At 60.8% G+C, this 17,143-nt stretch carries 20 protein-coding genes, 1 tRNA gene and 1 pseudogene; 18 read left to right on the top strand and 4 right to left on the bottom strand.

Features of this window, described 5'->3' with window-relative positions; translation table 11 throughout:
* Positions 1–100: 100 nt before the first annotated feature.
* The 4 genes from glyA (at position 101) to ACWUI7_RS07945 (ending at position 3,524) form a co-directional block, all read left to right on the top strand.
* Complete coding sequence (glyA, locus tag ACWUI7_RS07960) at positions 101–1,348, top strand: serine hydroxymethyltransferase (RefSeq protein ID WP_496641686.1); 1,248 nt, start codon at positions 101–103, stop codon at positions 1,346–1,348.
* Positions 1,349–1,433: 85 nt separating this feature from the next.
* The gene (locus ACWUI7_RS07955) at positions 1,434–1,847 is read left to right on the top strand and encodes a DUF3054 domain-containing protein (RefSeq protein WP_496641685.1); all 414 of its coding nucleotides are present in this window, start codon (positions 1,434–1,436) and stop codon (positions 1,845–1,847) included.
* A 206-nt stretch (positions 1,848–2,053) separates the two neighbouring features.
* Positions 2,054–2,455: a DUF8015 family protein gene (locus ACWUI7_RS07950; protein ID WP_496641684.1), complete on the top strand. Its 402-nt coding sequence runs from the start codon at positions 2,054–2,056 to the stop codon at positions 2,453–2,455.
* 70 nt (positions 2,456–2,525) lie between these two features.
* Entirely contained in the window at positions 2,526–3,524 is a 999-nt protein-coding gene (locus ACWUI7_RS07945) for an ornithine cyclodeaminase family protein (protein WP_496641683.1), read from the top strand.
* A 321-nt stretch (positions 3,525–3,845) separates the two neighbouring features.
* Here ACWUI7_RS07945 and ACWUI7_RS07940 read toward each other — a convergent pair whose 3' ends face one another.
* The gene (locus ACWUI7_RS07940; RefSeq protein ID WP_496641682.1) at positions 3,846–4,913 is read right to left on the bottom strand and encodes an mRNA surveillance protein pelota; all 1,068 of its coding nucleotides are present in this window, start codon (positions 4,911–4,913) and stop codon (positions 3,846–3,848) included.
* 302 nt (positions 4,914–5,215) lie between these two features.
* On the opposite strand from ACWUI7_RS07940, the gene ACWUI7_RS07935 reads away from it, so the two are divergent.
* From ACWUI7_RS07935 to ACWUI7_RS07920, 4 genes are all read left to right on the top strand, one after another.
* On the top strand, positions 5,216–5,581 hold the full coding sequence (locus ACWUI7_RS07935; RefSeq protein WP_496641681.1) for a DUF8159 domain-containing protein: 366 nt from the start codon (positions 5,216–5,218) through the stop codon (positions 5,579–5,581).
* Positions 5,578–6,513: an alpha/beta hydrolase gene (locus tag ACWUI7_RS07930; protein WP_496641680.1), complete on the top strand. Its 936-nt coding sequence runs from the start codon at positions 5,578–5,580 to the stop codon at positions 6,511–6,513. Before ACWUI7_RS07935 ends, ACWUI7_RS07930 begins: the two co-directional genes overlap by 4 nt.
* Before the next feature lie 61 nt (positions 6,514–6,574).
* On the top strand, positions 6,575–6,886 hold the full coding sequence (locus ACWUI7_RS07925) for an MTH1187 family thiamine-binding protein (RefSeq protein WP_496641679.1): 312 nt from the start codon (positions 6,575–6,577) through the stop codon (positions 6,884–6,886).
* 92 nt (positions 6,887–6,978) lie between these two features.
* Positions 6,979–7,707 carry an SDR family NAD(P)-dependent oxidoreductase gene (locus ACWUI7_RS07920; RefSeq protein ID WP_496641678.1) on the top strand — a complete coding sequence of 243 codons (729 nt, stop codon included), beginning with the start codon at positions 6,979–6,981 and terminating at the stop codon, positions 7,705–7,707.
* 61 nt (positions 7,708–7,768) lie between these two features.
* On the opposite strand, the gene ACWUI7_RS07915 is transcribed toward ACWUI7_RS07920, so the two are convergent.
* Positions 7,769–8,137 (bottom strand): DUF7577 domain-containing protein, encoded by a 369-nt coding sequence (locus ACWUI7_RS07915; protein WP_496641677.1) that lies wholly within the window; start codon positions 8,135–8,137, stop codon positions 7,769–7,771.
* Positions 8,138–8,231: 94 nt separating this feature from the next.
* On the opposite strand from ACWUI7_RS07915, the gene ACWUI7_RS07910 reads away from it, so the two are divergent.
* The 5 genes from ACWUI7_RS07910 (at position 8,232) to ACWUI7_RS07890 (ending at position 9,946) form a co-directional block, all read left to right on the top strand.
* On the top strand, positions 8,232–8,612 hold the full coding sequence (locus tag ACWUI7_RS07910) for a Rid family detoxifying hydrolase (protein WP_496641676.1): 381 nt from the start codon (positions 8,232–8,234) through the stop codon (positions 8,610–8,612).
* A 1-nt stretch (position 8,613) separates the two neighbouring features.
* On the top strand, positions 8,614–8,883 hold the full coding sequence (locus ACWUI7_RS07905) for a DUF7981 family protein (RefSeq protein ID WP_496641675.1): 270 nt from the start codon (positions 8,614–8,616) through the stop codon (positions 8,881–8,883).
* Positions 8,884–8,910: 27 nt separating this feature from the next.
* A tRNA-Ser gene (locus ACWUI7_RS07900) sits at positions 8,911–8,992 on the top strand.
* A gap of 78 nt (positions 8,993–9,070) precedes the next feature.
* Positions 9,071–9,226, top strand: coding sequence for a hypothetical protein (locus ACWUI7_RS07895; RefSeq protein WP_496641674.1), 156 nt, complete (start codon positions 9,071–9,073; stop codon positions 9,224–9,226).
* 522 nt (positions 9,227–9,748) lie between these two features.
* Entirely contained in the window at positions 9,749–9,946 is a 198-nt protein-coding gene (locus ACWUI7_RS07890; RefSeq protein ID WP_496641673.1) for a hypothetical protein, read from the top strand.
* Between the two features lie 65 nt (positions 9,947–10,011).
* On the opposite strand, the pseudogene ACWUI7_RS07885 reads toward ACWUI7_RS07890, so the two are convergent.
* Positions 10,012–10,740 (bottom strand): annotated as a pseudogene (locus ACWUI7_RS07885) (GIY-YIG domain-containing protein).
* 168 nt (positions 10,741–10,908) lie between these two features.
* Here ACWUI7_RS07885 and ACWUI7_RS07880 point away from each other — a divergent pair.
* The 4 genes from ACWUI7_RS07880 (at position 10,909) to ACWUI7_RS07865 (ending at position 14,028) form a co-directional block, all read left to right on the top strand.
* Positions 10,909–11,190, top strand: a complete 282-nt coding sequence (locus ACWUI7_RS07880; RefSeq protein WP_496641672.1) for a hypothetical protein — start codon at positions 10,909–10,911, stop codon at positions 11,188–11,190.
* Between the two features lie 277 nt (positions 11,191–11,467).
* The gene (locus ACWUI7_RS07875; protein ID WP_496641671.1) at positions 11,468–11,731 is read left to right on the top strand and encodes an AbrB/MazE/SpoVT family DNA-binding domain-containing protein; all 264 of its coding nucleotides are present in this window, start codon (positions 11,468–11,470) and stop codon (positions 11,729–11,731) included.
* On the top strand, positions 11,728–12,111 hold the full coding sequence (locus ACWUI7_RS07870) for a PIN domain-containing protein (protein WP_496641670.1): 384 nt from the start codon (positions 11,728–11,730) through the stop codon (positions 12,109–12,111). The genes ACWUI7_RS07875 and ACWUI7_RS07870 overlap by 4 nt, the downstream gene beginning before the upstream one ends.
* Before the next feature lie 762 nt (positions 12,112–12,873).
* Positions 12,874–14,028: a signal peptidase I gene (locus tag ACWUI7_RS07865; RefSeq protein WP_496641669.1), complete on the top strand. Its 1,155-nt coding sequence runs from the start codon at positions 12,874–12,876 to the stop codon at positions 14,026–14,028.
* Between the two features lie 52 nt (positions 14,029–14,080).
* On the opposite strand, the gene ACWUI7_RS07860 is transcribed toward ACWUI7_RS07865, so the two are convergent.
* The gene (locus tag ACWUI7_RS07860) at positions 14,081–15,172 is read right to left on the bottom strand and encodes a DUF5305 family protein (RefSeq protein WP_496641668.1); all 1,092 of its coding nucleotides are present in this window, start codon (positions 15,170–15,172) and stop codon (positions 14,081–14,083) included.
* A gap of 291 nt (positions 15,173–15,463) precedes the next feature.
* On the opposite strand from ACWUI7_RS07860, the gene ACWUI7_RS07855 reads away from it, so the two are divergent.
* Positions 15,464–17,134: a hypothetical protein gene (locus ACWUI7_RS07855; protein WP_496641667.1), complete on the top strand. Its 1,671-nt coding sequence runs from the start codon at positions 15,464–15,466 to the stop codon at positions 17,132–17,134.
* Positions 17,135–17,143 lie beyond the last annotated feature (9 nt).

Raw genomic sequence — 17,143 nt, 5'->3', positions numbered from 1 at the left:
CCATACAGCCGGCTGTGACGACAGTCACGGCCGATCCGTGTGAATCAGGATCGCAGCCGAGGACGGACAGCCTTATTGCTCGTTCGGCCCGATCATTCATATGGTCAACGACAGCCTCCGGGCGGTCGACCCGGCGGTGGCAGACGCCTTGGACGGCGAGCGCACGCGGCAAGAAGAGACGCTTGCGATGATCGCGAGTGAGAACTACGTGAGCCAGGCGGTACTCGAAGCCCAGGGGAGCGTCCTCACCAACAAGTATGCGGAGGGATATCCCGGCTCGCGGTACTACGCCGGCTGTGAGTACGCCGACGAGGTCGAGGAGCTGGCGATCGAGCGTGCAAAGCAGCTGTGGGGTGCTGACCACGTCAACGTCCAGCCGCACTCGGGGACGCAGGCGAACCAGGCGGTGTACTACGCCACGTTGGAGCCGGGCGACAAGATCCTCTCGCTCGAGCTGAACCACGGCGGGCACCTCTCACACGGGCACCCGGCGAACTTCACCGGACAGATCTACGACGTCGAACAGTACGAGGTCGACGCTGAAACCGGCTACATCGACTACGAAGGACTGCACGAAACGGCCGAGGCGTTCGACCCCGACATCATCGTCTCGGGGTACTCTGCGTATCCCCGCGCGGTCGACTGGAAAGCGATCCAGGCAGCCGCCGACGCGGTCGACGCCTACCACCTCGCTGACATCGCTCACATCACCGGGCTCGTCGCCGCCGGCGTCCACCCCTCGCCGGTCGGTGTCGCCGACTTCGTCACCGGATCGACACACAAGACGATCCGCGCGGGTCGCGGCGGCATCGTCATGTGTGACGAACAGTTCGCCGACGACATCGACAAGGCGGTGTTCCCCGGCGGGCAGGGTGGCCCCCTAATGCACAACGTTGCGGGGAAGGCGGTCGGATTCAAGGAGGCGCTTGAGCCGGCTTTCGAAGCGTACGCCGCACAGGTCGTCGACAATGCGCGGGTCCTCGCCGAGACGCTCACCGATCATGGTCTCTCTCTCGTCTCTGGTGGCACGGATAACCACCTCGTCTTAGTTGACCTCCGTGAGTCACACCCCGATCTCTCCGGTGGCGACGCAGAGGACTCACTCGCGGCTGCGAACATCGTGCTCAACGGCAACACCGTGCCGGGTGAGACGCGCTCGCCGTTCGACCCCTCGGGGATCCGAGCGGGAACGGCCGGGCTGACCACCCGTGGGTTTGACGCCGACGCGATCGCCGAGGTCGGCGACCTCATCTACCGCGTCGTCGACGACGCCGACAGCGACGACGTCATCTATGAGGTCGGCGAGCGTGTCGTTGAGCTCTGTGCTGAACACCCGTTGTACGAGTGAGCCGTTCGGGCCACGCTGGCCCGCCACCAACGACTCGCCCGACCGAATCCGTGCGTACAAAGTAGGGTGACTGCGGAGAAGGCGTATGGACGACCAGTCGTTTCTCGGCCGGCGGCTCGACCGCGCGGCTGCACCGCTCGCCGTCGGCGACCTGCTCGTGTTGCTCACCTTCTTGACGCTTGGAACGCTTAGACACTCGTCTGTCGCCTTCTTAACCGACCGGCCGGCGTACCTGATCGGTGTGTGGGCCCCGTTCGTGATCGGGTGGGCAATCGTTGCACCCCTTGTTGGCGCCTACTCTGCCGGCGCGGCCGAGGCGGCCAAGTCGTCGGTACCGCTGGTTATTCGCTCGTGGGTGCCGGCGGCCGCAGTCGGGCTCGCCCTGCGTGCAGTCGCGTTTCGCGGCGGAGCCGACCCGGCGTTTGCTGTCGTCATGCTCGTAACCGGCACGGTCGCACTCGGCGGCTGGCGTGCACTTTATTTCAAACTGCGACGATAGCTGACTTCGGAGAGGCAATTGACCTAGCGGCGCGTGTGCTGTGAGAGTCCTGCCCGTACTCGTTTGATTTTACGGCATCGTTCAGCGATCCTGTCGGTAGAAACTGGTGATAACGTATGCGATCCTTCAGTGTGTACACGATCAACTGCACCACGAGGTCACGCGAAAAAATTATGTGGATCTCACGATAATTGTACGGTGAATCCATGAGTCGCTATTACGACTACGTCCTCGGACTGATCCCGACCGCACTGATCGGCGTGACCGTGTTCCTCTCGGCTGTCGGCGTGTCGTGGCACACCGCAGTGCCGGCGGGCGCAGCCGTCGCGATCGGCGTGATGGCCCACGCGATGTTCGTCAGGGCGCCGCGGCCAGCGCCAGCAGCGGCCGTCACCGACGCCGCGGCAAGCGCGTCGGACACCGTCGGATCGGACGCGATCGAAGCCGGGTCCGCTCAGCCGGAGTCCGTTCGGTCGACGTCCACCCGGCCTGGGTCTGGTTCTGGATCGGAATCTGACACTGTCCGTGCTAATTCCAGTTCCGAACACGCTGGGTCCGGACCCAACCGATATGGCTCGGGGACGGACTCCGTCGCCGGCGGAGACTGATCGATCCGGCAGCTTGCAGACCACGTCCACACCCTGTACGGTTTAGTCGCCTGCGGCCAAGCTGTCGGGTATGACTGACGCGCTGTTCCTTACGAGTGACGCGGTCAACGACCTCGCGACGCCCGCAGACTACGTTGCTGCCGTCCGCGACGGGTACCGAGAGGTGGGCACCGGCGCACCAGCCGAACCGCGGACGTTACTCCCGAGCGGAGACCCGCCGGGAATGCTCACGACCTACGTCGCGATGCTCCCCGATATCGGGGCCATGGGTGGGTATACATACTCGGCCGGGTTCGCCGAGCGCGACGCGTGGTTTCTGACGCCGCTTTTTGACGCCGAGACTGGCGAGCCGCTCGCGATCATCGACGGCGCCTCGATGAACCCGTTCAAGACCGGTGCCGCCGGTGCGGTCGCAGTCGACGCGCTTGCGCGACCGGACGCCTCGACCGCGGCCGTGATCGGTAGCGGGCCACAGGCGCGCGGACAGCTCCGGACGACGGCGACCGTCAGAGACCTCACGGCAGTCAGGGTGTTCTCGCCGACGCCGGCCAACCGCGAGTCGTTTGCCGACGAGTTCGCCGAGCGACTGGACGCAGACGTCACCGAGGTTTCGTCTGCGAGTGCGGCGCTCGCCGGCGCCGATATCGTGATCACCGCGACGACCGCGAGCGAGCCGGTAATCGCCGACGCCGACGTCGAGCCTGGCGCACATGTGACGGCGATGGGACAGTACGCGGCTGATAAACACGAGCTCCCACCGGAGCTCATCGCGCGGGCGACGTACGTCCCCGACTTGACGGCCAGAGCGACCCGCGATGCGGGGTCGTTCATCGCCGCCCGCGAGGCCGGACTGGTCAGTGACGACGACCTCGAGGTGGAGCTTGGTGACGTCGTCGCCGGGAACCACCCGGGTCGGACAAGCGACGATGAGGTGACCGTCTTTGACTCCGGCGGGACCGGTATCGAGACCGTCGCAGCCGCGCATATGCTCTACGAGCGGGCTCGGGAGGCTGGGCGGGGGACCCCGCTGTCTATCGCTCCGGCGAGTGAGACGCTCACCGGTCTGTGATCGAGTTGGGCGGTCGACGCCACGCCCTCCCCAATACGCGTGTGAGCGTGATGGTGTGAACGAGACGACCGCGCGACACTCGGGCACCACTTGGGCCACGCCCTCCCCAGCCGATTCTGTATGTGTGAGGTCAGAGTGTGATTAATACGGCTTCATGACACCCGGACACGTCTTTCAGCCACACCCTCCCCAGCCGATTCGCTCGGTCGCTTCGCTCCCTCGCTCATCCCTCGCACGCGCTCGCGAGTCCGCCTTCGGCGGCCTGCGAGGCGCGCGCCACCGCGTAGGGGGTGTCCGGTCGACGGTTGCTGTCAGTGGTCGCTATTCGAGCCGGTATCGAAGGATTGCGGCGATACCACCGAGTGCGGCGAGCTGTTCGCCTGGGTCGAACTCAGCCGAGAAGACGACGACGTTACCGCCCTGCTGTTCGACCGACTCGATGACCCCATTCACGTCTACCGACCAGTCTCCCTCGCCTTGCCGCTCGGTTCGGAGGCGTTCATCGACGACGAGGAGCGTCTCGACTGCCCCGAACTCAGCGGCCTCGGTGACGTCTTCGGGGCCGTAGGTTGCCTTGCCGTCCGTCGCGATGTGCTCGGTGAGGTCGTCGATGAGCGAGGCCTCCGTCGAGATACGAGTCGCCTCCTGCACCTCGTCGACCGCGCCGCGCGTGAGCACCTCGTGGACGCCCCGATCTCCGGCAGCTGCAGTGTCGACGACCGTCACCCGGTCGGCCACGTTCGTGCCAGATTCCTCGAGATAGTCGCGCGCGTCGTTCTTCGTGAATCCCGGCCCGGCAAGGATCACCGCGTCGGCGTCGAGGTGCCCGAGCGCATCGGTGAGCTCGGCGAACAACTCCTCGCGCGGCCGCGCGTACTCGCCTTTTCCAGTTGGCCTCGTAAAGGAGGCGTACTCTTCGGTACCATACTGCTGGACGGTGTGAATCGACGCCGCCCCCTCCTCAACGGTGGCGATGGCGACATCCGGGTTCTCAGCCGCTTCTGTCGCTTCCTCGATTCGCTCCGTCTGGTCTGGTTTGAAGTATTTTTCAATCGTGACCTCATCGTGTCGCTCGACGTTGAGCGTATGGTGGCTGCCGAGTTGGTCCTCCCGAGAGCAGCCAACGATAGTCCCACCGACCCGGAGTCGGTTGGCAAATCGAGCGAATTCGACGTCTGCAAGCTCAAGCGTAACGAAGAGGTGTTCGCGCTGGCCGCCGGTGTCCCGCATACGGTCGTCGTCGCGCTGAATCCGTCTGGTGGTGTCGCCTTCGACCCGGTCGCCCGGCTCGAGCACGTGAGCGAGGTGCCAGAGGTCGTCGACGTTCTCGGGAACGAGTGTGAGCCGCTCGCGGCCCTCCTCGCCGTAGCCCCGCTGGGCGATGCGCATATCGTTTCGTTCGGGCGGGGTCGTATCAACCCTTGCCATCCCGACGCCCGCTCGGAGAGACAGTCTCGCTGGCAGTTGTCGTCCGGCAGTTGTTGGTGAGACTGGTGAAACATCCTTCACCGGTATTTTATCACGGCCGCAGCTGTACGATAAATTGGCCGCACGGGACAATCGTGTGCCTCTGACAGACCCGATACTGGTCGTCTATCGTGACGGCCCCCGCCTGCGGCTTTTGTCGTGCCCCCCCGCGTCATCGACCAGCTGCCGGTACCGATTTACCGTATCGCATCGACGGACCAGGTATGGGAGACGAGGCGCCCCCGCAGATCGAACCGACGCTCCGCAGCTATGGCATTAGCGTCGAGTCGGTCGACGCTGGCGACCCGCTTGAGCTGACGTACATGACGGCGTTCCCCGGCCGCGAGGTTCATCGTCGCGAGATCGGTCGGGCGCTCAACGCGCTGATCGACCGCGCCGAAGCCGGCGCGTGGGACCCGGTCTGCGTCGAGGCGACGGTCGTTCGCACCCCCGGTGACCCGCTCGGTTCGTGGGCCGCAAAGCCTGGCTGGTTCGACGCGCTCCTCACCTACGAGATCTCCGAGACGGAGTTTTCCACGCGCGTCCTCAATACGGTGTCCCACGTCGACGGGGGAGATGACACCCCGTGACCCGCCGAATACCGTTGAACCGGGCCCAACGTGGGCTCATGCGGCCGCCGCGCGAGCGATTCGCGACCCAGACGCTTGTGTTCGAAGTTGACGGCGAGCGTTGTTGTGGCACCCTCGTGCGTCCGAGTGGTGTCGACGATCCACCGGTCGTCGTGATGGGACCGGGACTCGGCGCGACACAGGGATTCGGGTACCGCGCGGTCGCAGAGCGCTTCGCTATCGGCGGTCGGGCGTCGTTCGTCTTTGATTATCGCGGCTTCGGGGATTCAGCGGGCACCGACCGCCTGATCCACCCCGAGCGTCAGCGGGCCGACTACGTCAGGGCTCTCGACCGGCTGACGCGAGTCGATGGTCTCGGCACAGAGCGCATCCTGTGGGGTACCTCACTGTCTGCGGGCCACGCGCTCGTCCTCGCAGCTGATCGGCAAGACATCGACGCCGCGATCGCGGTGTCACCAGTTCTTGACTGGCGAAGGGTGATTCGGGCACGAGGGGGGCGGTATCTGGCTCGCGCCACCGCTGCTGTCGCACGTGATCGACTCGGGAGTCGGTTCGGTCATGATGTTACGATTCCGATAGTTGAGGAGCCGGGGTCACTCGCGGCACTCACCGAGCCAGGAGTACGCCGCGGGTATCTCGATCTCGTCGACCGCGAAGGAGGGTGGCGAAACGAGACGTCGGCGCGGTCACTGCCGCTACTCGGCCGGTACCGCCCGATCGAACACGTCGAGCAGATCCGCGTCCCGACGCTGTTACTCGGCGGTGTTGACGACCCCCTCGTCTCACCCCCAGCGATGCGTGCAGCGGGCGAGCAACTCGATCGCGGCACCATCATCACGATGCCCGGCACCCACATCTCGCCGCTCGGATCACGGTTCGAGGCGACGATCGAGTATCAGCGGGCATTTCTCCGCGACGTCCTCGACGACTGACCGGCGGTCGATCGCTCGTGAGGGGATCGGCTTTTATATTGAGGCATCACCACCACGCGATATGACCGTCGTCGCGATGGTGAGCGTTGCACCGGTGATCGAAGAGAGCATGGCGGGTGAGGTAGCGAAGGCCGTAGCCGCGCTCGACGACTTCGACGTCAGCTACGAGACGAACCCGATGGGAACAGTGATTGAGGCCAACGACGTCGAGACGCTCCTCGATGCGGTCGGTGCCGCCCACCAGGCTGTGGACGGCGACCGAGTCTCGACGGTTGTGAAAATCGACGACAAACGCACGGCCGAGACGTCGGCAGCGCAGAAGGTCGAGTCCGTCGAAGACCACCTTGGTCACCCGGCGCAAAGTGACCGATGACTGGTGGCCGGTGACCGGTGACCGGCCGGTCTGGGTACGGCTCTCAGCGCCTATCCGCAAGTGATATTATGTGGTGATAAGACCGTCTGGTCATGGCGATACTCGTCACAGGTGCGAGTCGGGGAATCGGTCGGGCGGTCGCCGTCGAGCTCGCGGCACACGACGTTGTCGTGAACTACCACGAGCGCGAGGACGCGGCCCAAGCGACTGTTGAGGCCGTCGAGGCGGCCGGCGGGTCGGCCGTCGCCGTGCAGGCGGACGTATCCGAGTCAGCCGAGGCCGACCGATTGGTCGAACAGGCAGTATCGACGTTTGGCGAGCTTGAGGGCGTGGTGAACAACGCAGGGATCACCCGGCCGAATCGACTGACAGACACGACAGACGAGACGTGGGAAGCGGTGATCGAGACGAACCTCTCCGGGGCGTTCTACGTCGCCCGGGCGGCGGCACCCCACCTCTGTGCGGTCGCTGGCGACGTCGTCTTCGTCTCGAGCGTCGGCGGCACACTCGGCACTGTCGACGCCAGCTACGCGGCGAGCAAAGCCGGCCTTCACGGGCTGACCCGGTCGCTCGCCCGCGAGCTCGGGCCCGACGGCGTGCAGGTGAACGCGGTCGCACCCGGCCCCGTCGAGACGTCGCTCAACGACGTCATCCTCGAGTACCTCGAGTCGGTCGAGTTCCGTGGCCACGAGAACGTGGATACACACCTCCCATCGTACGCGTGTACACCCGAGGACGTGGCCGACTCGGTCCGGTACCTCCTCGAGAACGAGTACGTACATGGGGAGGTGCTCGAGGTCGACGGCGGCATGCATTTGTGAGCGAGCAGCCGTCGGCGTCGACACCAATGACCTTTCCGCGGCGTACCGGCACGGTCGGTGGTCACAGCGGACGCTGCGTCGCAGCCGCATCTCGACCCGGACGCTTGCCGTCGCCGCCGAGTGCCGGTTGCACACACCACCGGCAATACCGGTACCCGACACGGTTCGTCGCGCCACACGCCTGACACGAGACGGTCTCCCCGCTCGTCTCGAATGACGGCGGCTGTCCATCGATCTCTGACCATTCTTCCTCGCGCTCGCTCGCGTTCGCGATCGCGGCAAATCCGGTTTGACGGTCAGCGCCGGTGCGTCCACCGGTGGACCCTCCCATTCGGTCGAGGTTCACATCACCACGAATGATCGCCAGCGTGATCGCGAGGTTGATCACGAGTACGGCCGCGAACAGGGCGGCAAGGAGTGCCCCGAACATGGTGTTCGGTGTTGGTACTCGAGGAATATACGTGTACTGGTGACGCTGCACACGAACCGGATACACTTAGTGGACCACGACAAAGGAGCTTCCCATGGCAGATACCATACACACGGATGACGCACCGGAGGCAGTAGGCGCGTACAGTCAGGCGAAAACGACTGACACCCTCGTGTTCACCGCCGGACAGATACCACTGACAGCGGACGGGGAGCTTCGCGCTGACGCGCCGATCGAGACACAGACGCAGCTGGCACTCGACAACCTCTTTGCCGTGCTTGAGGCGGCTGGTGCCGGCCCCGAAGACGTTCTCAAAACGACGGTGTTTCTGGCCGACATCGACGACTTTGACGCGATGAACGCGGCGTACGCCGACTACTTCGAGACGGCGCCGCCTGCACGGTCGGCGGTACAGGCGGGAGCACTCCCGAAGGGTGTTGGGGTCGAGATCGAGGCCGTCGCGAGCCGCGAGTGAGATGCCGACTCGCGACGTCGACAAGCCGGGCGATGCCAGCAGCCGGTCGCCAACCCTCCGTCGTCGGATTCTGTCGGCCGTGCTTTGGGGTATCGTCGGTGGGCTCTCCGTCGTTGTGCTCGTGCAGGCGTGGCTGCTCGTCGGCGGGACGATGCCAGTCTCGTACGGCGGGGTCCTCGTACTCGCGGGTGGCGTCGCCACGACTGCCGGTGCCGTGACGTTCGTGACCGAATACCGGATCGCCCGAAAGCGGTCGAAAAGAAGGACTTAACACGCCCAGTCAAGTAGCTTCGAGCGAGCCAGGATGGCCGAGTGGTAAGGCGCACGCCTGGAAAGCGTGTTCCTTCACGGGATCGGGGGTTCAAATCCCTCTCCTGGCGTTTATCGCTCCGAGCAACGGCGTTATCATACTCTCGCCGGAAGCTTCTTATGCATGTCATCCGTTATCACGGCTGAGCATGCCAGACACGAAAACGGGCCGCGAACGAAAAGGAACTGGGAAGCGCCGACAGCTTGAGCACCACCTCCTTCGACGGGAGCTCGAGGCCGACGACGAGCCACCGGCTCTTGCAGACGACGCGGCAGATGCCGTGTCTCTTTTCGACACTGAGTAGCACGCTTCGGACGTTTGTTCGACCGTTCGACTTCGCGCGGAGTGAATTTTTACCAGGCCCACATACGTACTGTGGTGGCGCGCGCCTCGTGGACCGCGATAGCGTGTCCACGAGCGCGTGCGAGGGATGAGCGAGGAAGCGAAGCGACCGAGCGAATCGGCTGGGGAGGGTGTGGCCAACTGGTGCCCGGATGTCGCGGAGTCGTGTTCGTCACAGAACCACCACGATACACGTATCGAATCGGCTGGGGAGGGCGTAGCCGAAACTGCGTCCGTGTGTCGCGCGGTCGTCTTGTTCACACGGTCGTGTACACAGTCACTGTCACACGCGTATTAGCGAGGGTGTGGTCAGGTGGCGTCCGCGTGTCTCGCGCTCGTGTCAGATACAAAGCCACTGGAGCGGTGTGGAACCGACCCGAGAAGGGGTGCCCATCGGCCCCCGAGTATCCCCGCATTGTCTGCTTCCGTACCGCGAGCCACGGCCACCCGAGCATATATTGACGACGCGAGGCGACAGCGACCCATGTCGGATTGGTCCCCGCGCGACTCACTTGGAATCCTCTTCGTGCTCGCAGCCACGCTCTCGGCGGCGAGAACCGTGGACGGTATCGCCCAGGCGCTGATCGTGTTACTCGGTGTCGTCATCGCGTCGTTGTGGATCGGCACCTTTGTGCTGCGCGGCTACCTCGACGTACAGCGACCGCCCGGGGCCGACGACTGAGTTGGTCGACTCGACACGACCGTTCTCTGGCGGTCGACGAACTCATGGATAGATACGACCTATGCTCACGCGAAGCCGGGCATCCGCTCGATGTACCCCTCCATCACGTCCAAGAACGCCGGGTCGTACGAGTCGTCTACGTGATCGACGTTCCACAGTCCAGACTGTGCGATGGCGTCGACTGGGCTGTGGTGACCGAGCCACGCCTCGGCTCGTGGGTCGATAGGATCCGTGTCGCGACTGCCCGCGTCGCGGTTGCTCACGAGCGCGATTGCGTGCTGCTCGACGTACGCTCGATCGCTTTCGGGACCCGGCTCGTCGTCGATCGCCACCCAGAGGAACGGGAGGTCGCGGACGTACTCACTCACCCACTGCTCGAGGTCCATCTCCGCCAGTCGACGCGCCTGGCCGGCCGTCGAGCCGACACCCTACGTGGGGTACTCGTCGGCCAGCTCGTCCCGCACGATTCGGGCCTCGCCGACGCGCTTCCGGAAGACGGAGCCGCGGTGGTTCCCGCCACCCGCGTAGCTGCCGCGCTGTGCGCCGCGATGGGTGCGGAGCCGACTCCACAGCGTCGCATCGCTGCCCGCACTGACCGCGTGGGTGCCGATGCGAGTCACACGCCGCTGGTCGCTGGACGCCCGAGACGCCGTCGAGTGAAAGAACACGTACAGCCCGCGGTCGGGCCAGCGCATCCGCCCGTCGCAGTCGCGTAGCCGTCTTGGCCCCCCGACCGTCGTCTCCAGGTCGTCGAGGAGCGCGTAGAATCGATCGAGGTCCTGACGACGGCTCATGTTGGATCACTGGGCGCGTCCGGGGTAGGTGTTTCCCAGCCCGAGTGTAGGCGTGTAGAGCACCCCACCCTATTTGTCGTACAACGCGTGCACGACTACAGCTGGTTCACAGCCGGTATGGGTGCCGCTCCTGGACGTTTATAACGAACCTCTCTCGAACAGTTAGGTATGAATGAGGATGCTGTCTGTGCGTACGTTGATCACGCACGAGCCACTATCGAGGCGGCCCCCCAAATGGACGAAGCAAACACGAAAGCCGCCGTGTTACGTGACTTTCTCGACCTCCTCAGCTGGACCATCCCCGAGAACACGCGGCTTGAGTACCCTGTGAAAGCCTTCGGGAAGACGTACAAAGCAGACTACAGCGAGAACTCGGTCGTATGGCGAGTCAGTGCGAGCTTACGGTGGAATTTGTGGGTAGCTGGTAGCTTCTTCACTACAGCACCATGACTCCGTTTGATCTAACCGATCTGCGGTGAATCAGCCGTCAGACTGAGCGTGCGTGTTGACCGCTAGGGGCTCTGTCGGCTCACAGGAGGTTCTAATATGCGTTCAACAGAGGGCGTTATAGAACAAGTAGCACACCAAAGAGCAGGGTGAATACAAGGTGGATGAGCCCAGCGAGCCTACCTCTTAACGTGGAAGCGTCGCTGGTTCGAGCCACTCGGCGGGTAATGCAGGAAAGAGCGTTCATCACATTTACAACGCTCGTGTTCAAAAATGTACTATGAGCGAGACCGTTGAACCGGACGCTCAGGGACGAATCACAATTCCACAGCCCATCCGTGAGAAGTACTCAGGTCGGTTCCGGATTCTCGAGGTTGACGACCGCATCGTCTTAATCCCGCTCTGTGAGGATCCAGTTGACGGGTTACAGGAAGCCACCGGTGAGGCCTTGGAGTCGGAGCCACTACAAGGCGACACGCTGGAGACCACACACTCCTCAGACGACCAGCGTCATGCCGAAACGACTGGGGCACTCGATCAGTGATTTACGCTGATACAGCCTTTTTTATTGCGCTTGCCCGGTCTCCAACCTCGCTTCAAGATCAGATCGTAGACCTCGCGGCTAATCACGAGGGTGGTATCTACACCTCGCGGGTCGCGTTACTCGAGCTCCTGGCCGCCGCTGCGGATACTGAACTTGACCCGCTCGAAGCGCTTGGTCATGCGCTTGAGATTGCGACTGTGCCAGAAGGAGACTCGAGCCTAGCTGATGTGGCACATTATATCGACGCTCACGACTGTTCCGTGGCTGAAGCGTACCACATTGCGTACGCTGACGGAGACCCAATTGTCTCACCAAATGAACAACTTGACCGACTCACCGACGAACGGATGTCCGTGCAGTTGAATTCCTCTCACAGCTGAAGCCGTGAACTCGCTTCTACCCTTCTGTGAAAGTGATCCCGACGACCGACTTTAGTTCACTATCACAGCCCAAGGTTGAAACAACGCCTCCACAAAACATAGCGTATGCTGACGCGGCGGAATGCACTCCTCGGTATGGCGGGGCTCATCGCCGGGGGAGGAGCCGCGATCGGGACAGGAGTCGTTACGTCCGGAGAGCCTGATGCACGTATTGTGTTTACGACCGACGTAGGTTCCGGTCAACTCACGCTTGTCCCCAGGTATCTCGCCACGGGTGAGTATCGCAACGTTGCTACGGACGGTCAGATCACGCTGACGCTTCCGACACTTCCTGCAGACCCGCCTGTGGCACTGACTGAGATTCTTCAGGTGCGAAACGATAGTGACCGGCCTGTGTTTGTACACCGCTCTCGTGAGACAAACGAGTCACCACCGCCTGTAGCTGTCTCTGCCATCTCACGCCAGGGAAGCGACACAACGAGACTGGTACGTGATGCCCCGGACTCGGCACTAACCACGCCGACAACAATTGATCAGCCACGTAACGCAGTTCGTGTCCCGGAGGGGTTTAGCATCTCTCTTACGGTACGGGTGACGACAACGGCGGCTGCATCGCCCTTTCGTGAGACCGTACAACTGCATGCTCGCCCAAATCCCCCGCCAGCAAGCCCGTTTTGAGAAAGCACCACTGGCTTCGCTGGTCCCTGGCCGACACACCCTTCAGAGTGGCTCACCAGCCAAGCAGCCACCCAGCTTACCGACATGAGTATTCGATCGGCGGTCCAACGGATCGCATTCGTTCTGGTGCTTCTGTTTGCGCTATCGGTTGTTGCTGGATCATTGCTTGGACAGCCTATGGGGGTTGCGTACGTCGAGACCGGCAGTATGGCACCAACACTTGAAGCGGGGGATGGGTTCATCGCGGTGCCGACGCCGCTCGCTGGGGACATCTCTGAAGGAGACATCGTGGTTTTTGAGGCGGTCAACCTGAACGATGGGGGCGTCGTCACGCATCGCGTCGTTGATGAGACACAACGCGGGTACATCACTCGCGGCGACGCAAACGTTGTCACCGACCAAGACGGAGCTGAACCCCCGGTAACGGACGCTCAGATCAAAGCGGAGGTGTTAGCTATTGGTGACTGGGTCGTCGTAATACCAAACCTTGGAACGGCAATTCTCGGGGGGAGTGCGATAGTCCAAACGCTCCAAGAAGAGGTTGCAGCGCTTCTCGGGACGCGAGCAGTTCTTGGCACACGTGGGTTATCATATCTATTGCTAGGGTTCGGTGGGATGACGTACGTCCTCTCGGTCGTTGCTGAACAGTCAGGCAAAGAGCGGTCCCGAAGCACCCGTCGCAGCGCCGACGCCATCTCTGCAACGATGGTCATTGCAGTGATGACCACGATTCTCATCCTGCTGCTTTCAGCGAGCATGCTCGGGCCAGGCGGAGTGTATCAGATTCAGTTCGTAAGTGCTGAAACAGACGCAGCCGGGTATGACGTGATCAAGCAAAATACGACTGAGACCGTTGAGTACACCGTACCGAACGATGGTGTTCTACCGGTTGTCGCGGTGATTGAACCCGCTACAGACGATATCGCGGTCAATGAATCAACACTGTATATCCAACGTCGCACCTCAGACGCGGTCACGTTACGCGTACACGCCCCGCCTGAGACTGGAGTACACACTGAGGCTGTGACCGAACACCGGTATCTCGCCATTTTACCCGTCTCTGTGCTGCTTGAGTTGCACGCTATTCACCAGTGGGCACCGATTATTGTGATCAATGTGGTCGTTAGCAGCCTCTTTATCGGCGTTGCTGTCGCGTTGATCGGTTTCGACCCGATCCGGATTCGACGTCAAAATCGCGGTATTCCGCTTCGCATCCGGATCCGGCGGTGGTTCGAGTGAGAGCAGGTCACTGGTCCGCTAGATCGCTAGTTCTCAACGAGGTTGAAACAATTCACTCCGGTGAAAAGTCGATCCATGAGGAGATAACTGTCGGATCCGGTGAATGATAGTAGACGACACCCTCGTCAACGATACTGTACACCTCGATATCACTGTCATAGATCACCCGATTGTTTGTGTCAATCGCAATATCGACGAGCCCTTTCAGCGAATCGATATAAATGTAGTTGCGCTCTGAGCCAGCCGGGAACTCGCCTTCGGAGATCCACTCGCTGTACTGCTCTCGATACACCGCAAGCTCAAGTTCACGCGTATCTTCCTGTCGGGCACTCCAGACGATGACGCCGCCACCCAGCACGATGAGTACACCGCTCACCCCAAGGAGTAACCCGACCTGAGTTATGTTTGGAGAGCCGACTTGGGTGCCGCCACCTCGAGTCTGACTCTGTGTATCGCTTGCGGACAACCCTCCCTGCAGATAGTATGCGTCACCGGTGAGTTGGATCGGGGAGCCGGTTTGTAAGCGCCCTGTGTACGTCTCGCCGCCTTCAGCCGGCGATTCGTATCGGAGCGTGATCACGAGATCCGTTGAGAGTGAACCGACGCTTCCGAGCGCATTTCCAAACTCAGATTGCTCTTGTGACACCTCCGGAATCTCAAGGGTTGTATTGATCTGGAGCTGGTCTCCTTTAACGGTCCGATCGACAGCAGCGAGTAGCCGTTCCCGTGACCAGAACGACTCTCCATTAAAACTCGCCTCGTAGCGGACGAATGTTCGCTGGGAAATCGTGACGTTTCGGTCTCCTGGAACGGTAACCGTCGTCGAGAGACGCAGGTTAGGCGTTGAGTTTCTAAAGTACACCGGGTGATTTGTGAGGACTTCGCCTTCCTCGTACAGCGGTGTCGACCGTGTTACTGTTGCGCTGTGGGCCGTGTCCATTGAAAATGACTGTACAGCAAACTCTTCGGGAGGTGTCTCTTCAACCGGTGGGTTCGTGTACACATACGCACTGCCCGCCGCTGAGAGGAGTGCAATGATGATCAGTCCGGTCCCAATGGCTCTACCATACAGCGAGAGATAGTAACTAACCTGCGTGTCGATAGCCATCAGGAAGTGTCTCTGCATTATTGATGCATCCCACAATAAATTTGTGACACGATACGCCGATTCGTATCTGTGACGACACTCTTTGGGAGAACATGGTCGGTGGCGAGCTGTCGGGCGGTCTTGTCGTAGCTCTGTTTGCCCGTCCGGGCTCACCACAACGGGAGCGAACCAGCGTGAAAGAAGCGATCTACCGACATCTCTCAGTCTGGCGAGTCCTCACCAGCAATCTGCTACACAAGAGCGTACGACCAGCTGCCCCAGCTTCATCTCGACACCTAGATCGTCTCACATAAAATATAGATGTTTGTAGAAACAAATAACACATAGATGGGTACATACTCCCGCCGTGCAGCACTGACAGCGATTGCTAGCGGCGCGGGTATTCTCGCCTTCCAGTCGTCAGCATACTCCACTGCTGAGACGGACCGAGTCTCAGAGGTGAACACGGCATCCGATAAGACAGCTCTCGTCGGTCTTGAGGGAGATGTGATAACTACGGACGGAGAGACACCGACCGAGCCGCAGTCGTTTACGATCGTAAACAACACCTCGGTCACATTTGATAATCCGGGTCTGATACGGGTTGAGAGTGCTAACGGCCGGCTTGAGTTCCGGTTTAGTTCAGAGGGGATCGGCCAAGCAACGCTCGATACTGCTGATTTTGCCGATATACTCCCATTTGAGCCGGGAGACAATATTGGGATTGAGGTGCTAACTGCTGCCCGTCAGACGGGCACGGTGACAGATACTGTCGTGTTTACCCTGCAGTCTAGCACAGACGGGCTAACCGCCGAGGTCACGCGCGAGATCTCGCTTCAGTTCGATGCAAGCGGGCAGTTGGTGTATGGTGTCGGCGATAATATCCTGGTGTATGGTGGTCAAAACAAGACTGTTTTGTCTCCTCCTGAAGAGGGTACAATAAACTCAATAGGATCTATCGTCGCGGACATCACTGGAGATGAAAACGCCGATATTGCATACGTTTCAGGCGATACACTTGAATTCACGCAGGTGAATCCCAGCAGTGACTTTCCTGTTAGCGTGGATCTGACACCTGCACCAACTACAGGTAGTACGCGAGTAGCAGCCGGCGACCTTGAAAACTGGGCTATAAAAAATAATTCAGAGCTTGGAGATGCCGTGGCTTTGTATGTAGACGACGATAAAAATAGCATTTATGCTGCAGAGTCAGACGCTAGTGGAGGCTCACAGACTGTTGAGCAACTTGTGGACACCTCTAACGCTGGGAGTGCCGGCGGCGTTGTGGGCATTGAAGATATTGATGCCGACAGATCTGATGAGCTCATCTATCTAAATAGCTCTCAACAGCTCAATTTCATCAAGCAGATAGATACAACTGAGTTCTCAAGCCCTAGTGAGTGGGTTGGAACTCAGGAAAATTATTCAAAAGTATTACAAGTGTACAAAGATGGAAACGAAAATTTTACAAACACGATAAATGGAATAGCGTACGGGAAAGCCACGCTTGGGAATGCAGGAGTTGGATCAAACAATAACGTAGGGGTGAGCGCCGCAGGAAACTTTACGTCTGACGAGAATAGTATCAAACAAATTCCATTTGTTGACGGGAGCAACAATCTTGCATTTGTCAACCACAAAAACGAAAAGACAGTAATAAATTCGAATCTTGAGGAGGGCTCAGTCGCAAAAAAGGCGGCACTCGCACCAGTCGACATCGACAATGATGATATCACTGAGTTATTTTTCATCGGCAAAACTGATCAGGCAGGTGAAGACGGGCCACTGCCAAGAGTAGATACCGATCCTGACAGCGTCAATATTAGTGACAGCACCGGCCCGATATTTTATTTGAGTAATCCTAGTGACGCTATCGATGGTAGTACACCACAGTTCGAACTACTGCAGGTCCCAGAAACAGAGTATGACCGCCCAGGCGTCATCGGTGCTGAGAGTTCGACTCCCGGATTTATTGTTCCAAACGGATCGCTTGGGCTCAATGCAGGCACAGTGATCTGACCTTAGCCG

This window comes from Halorubrum orientale (genome assembly GCF_059623105.1).
This window is presented reverse-complemented; position numbering and strand designations above follow the sequence as displayed.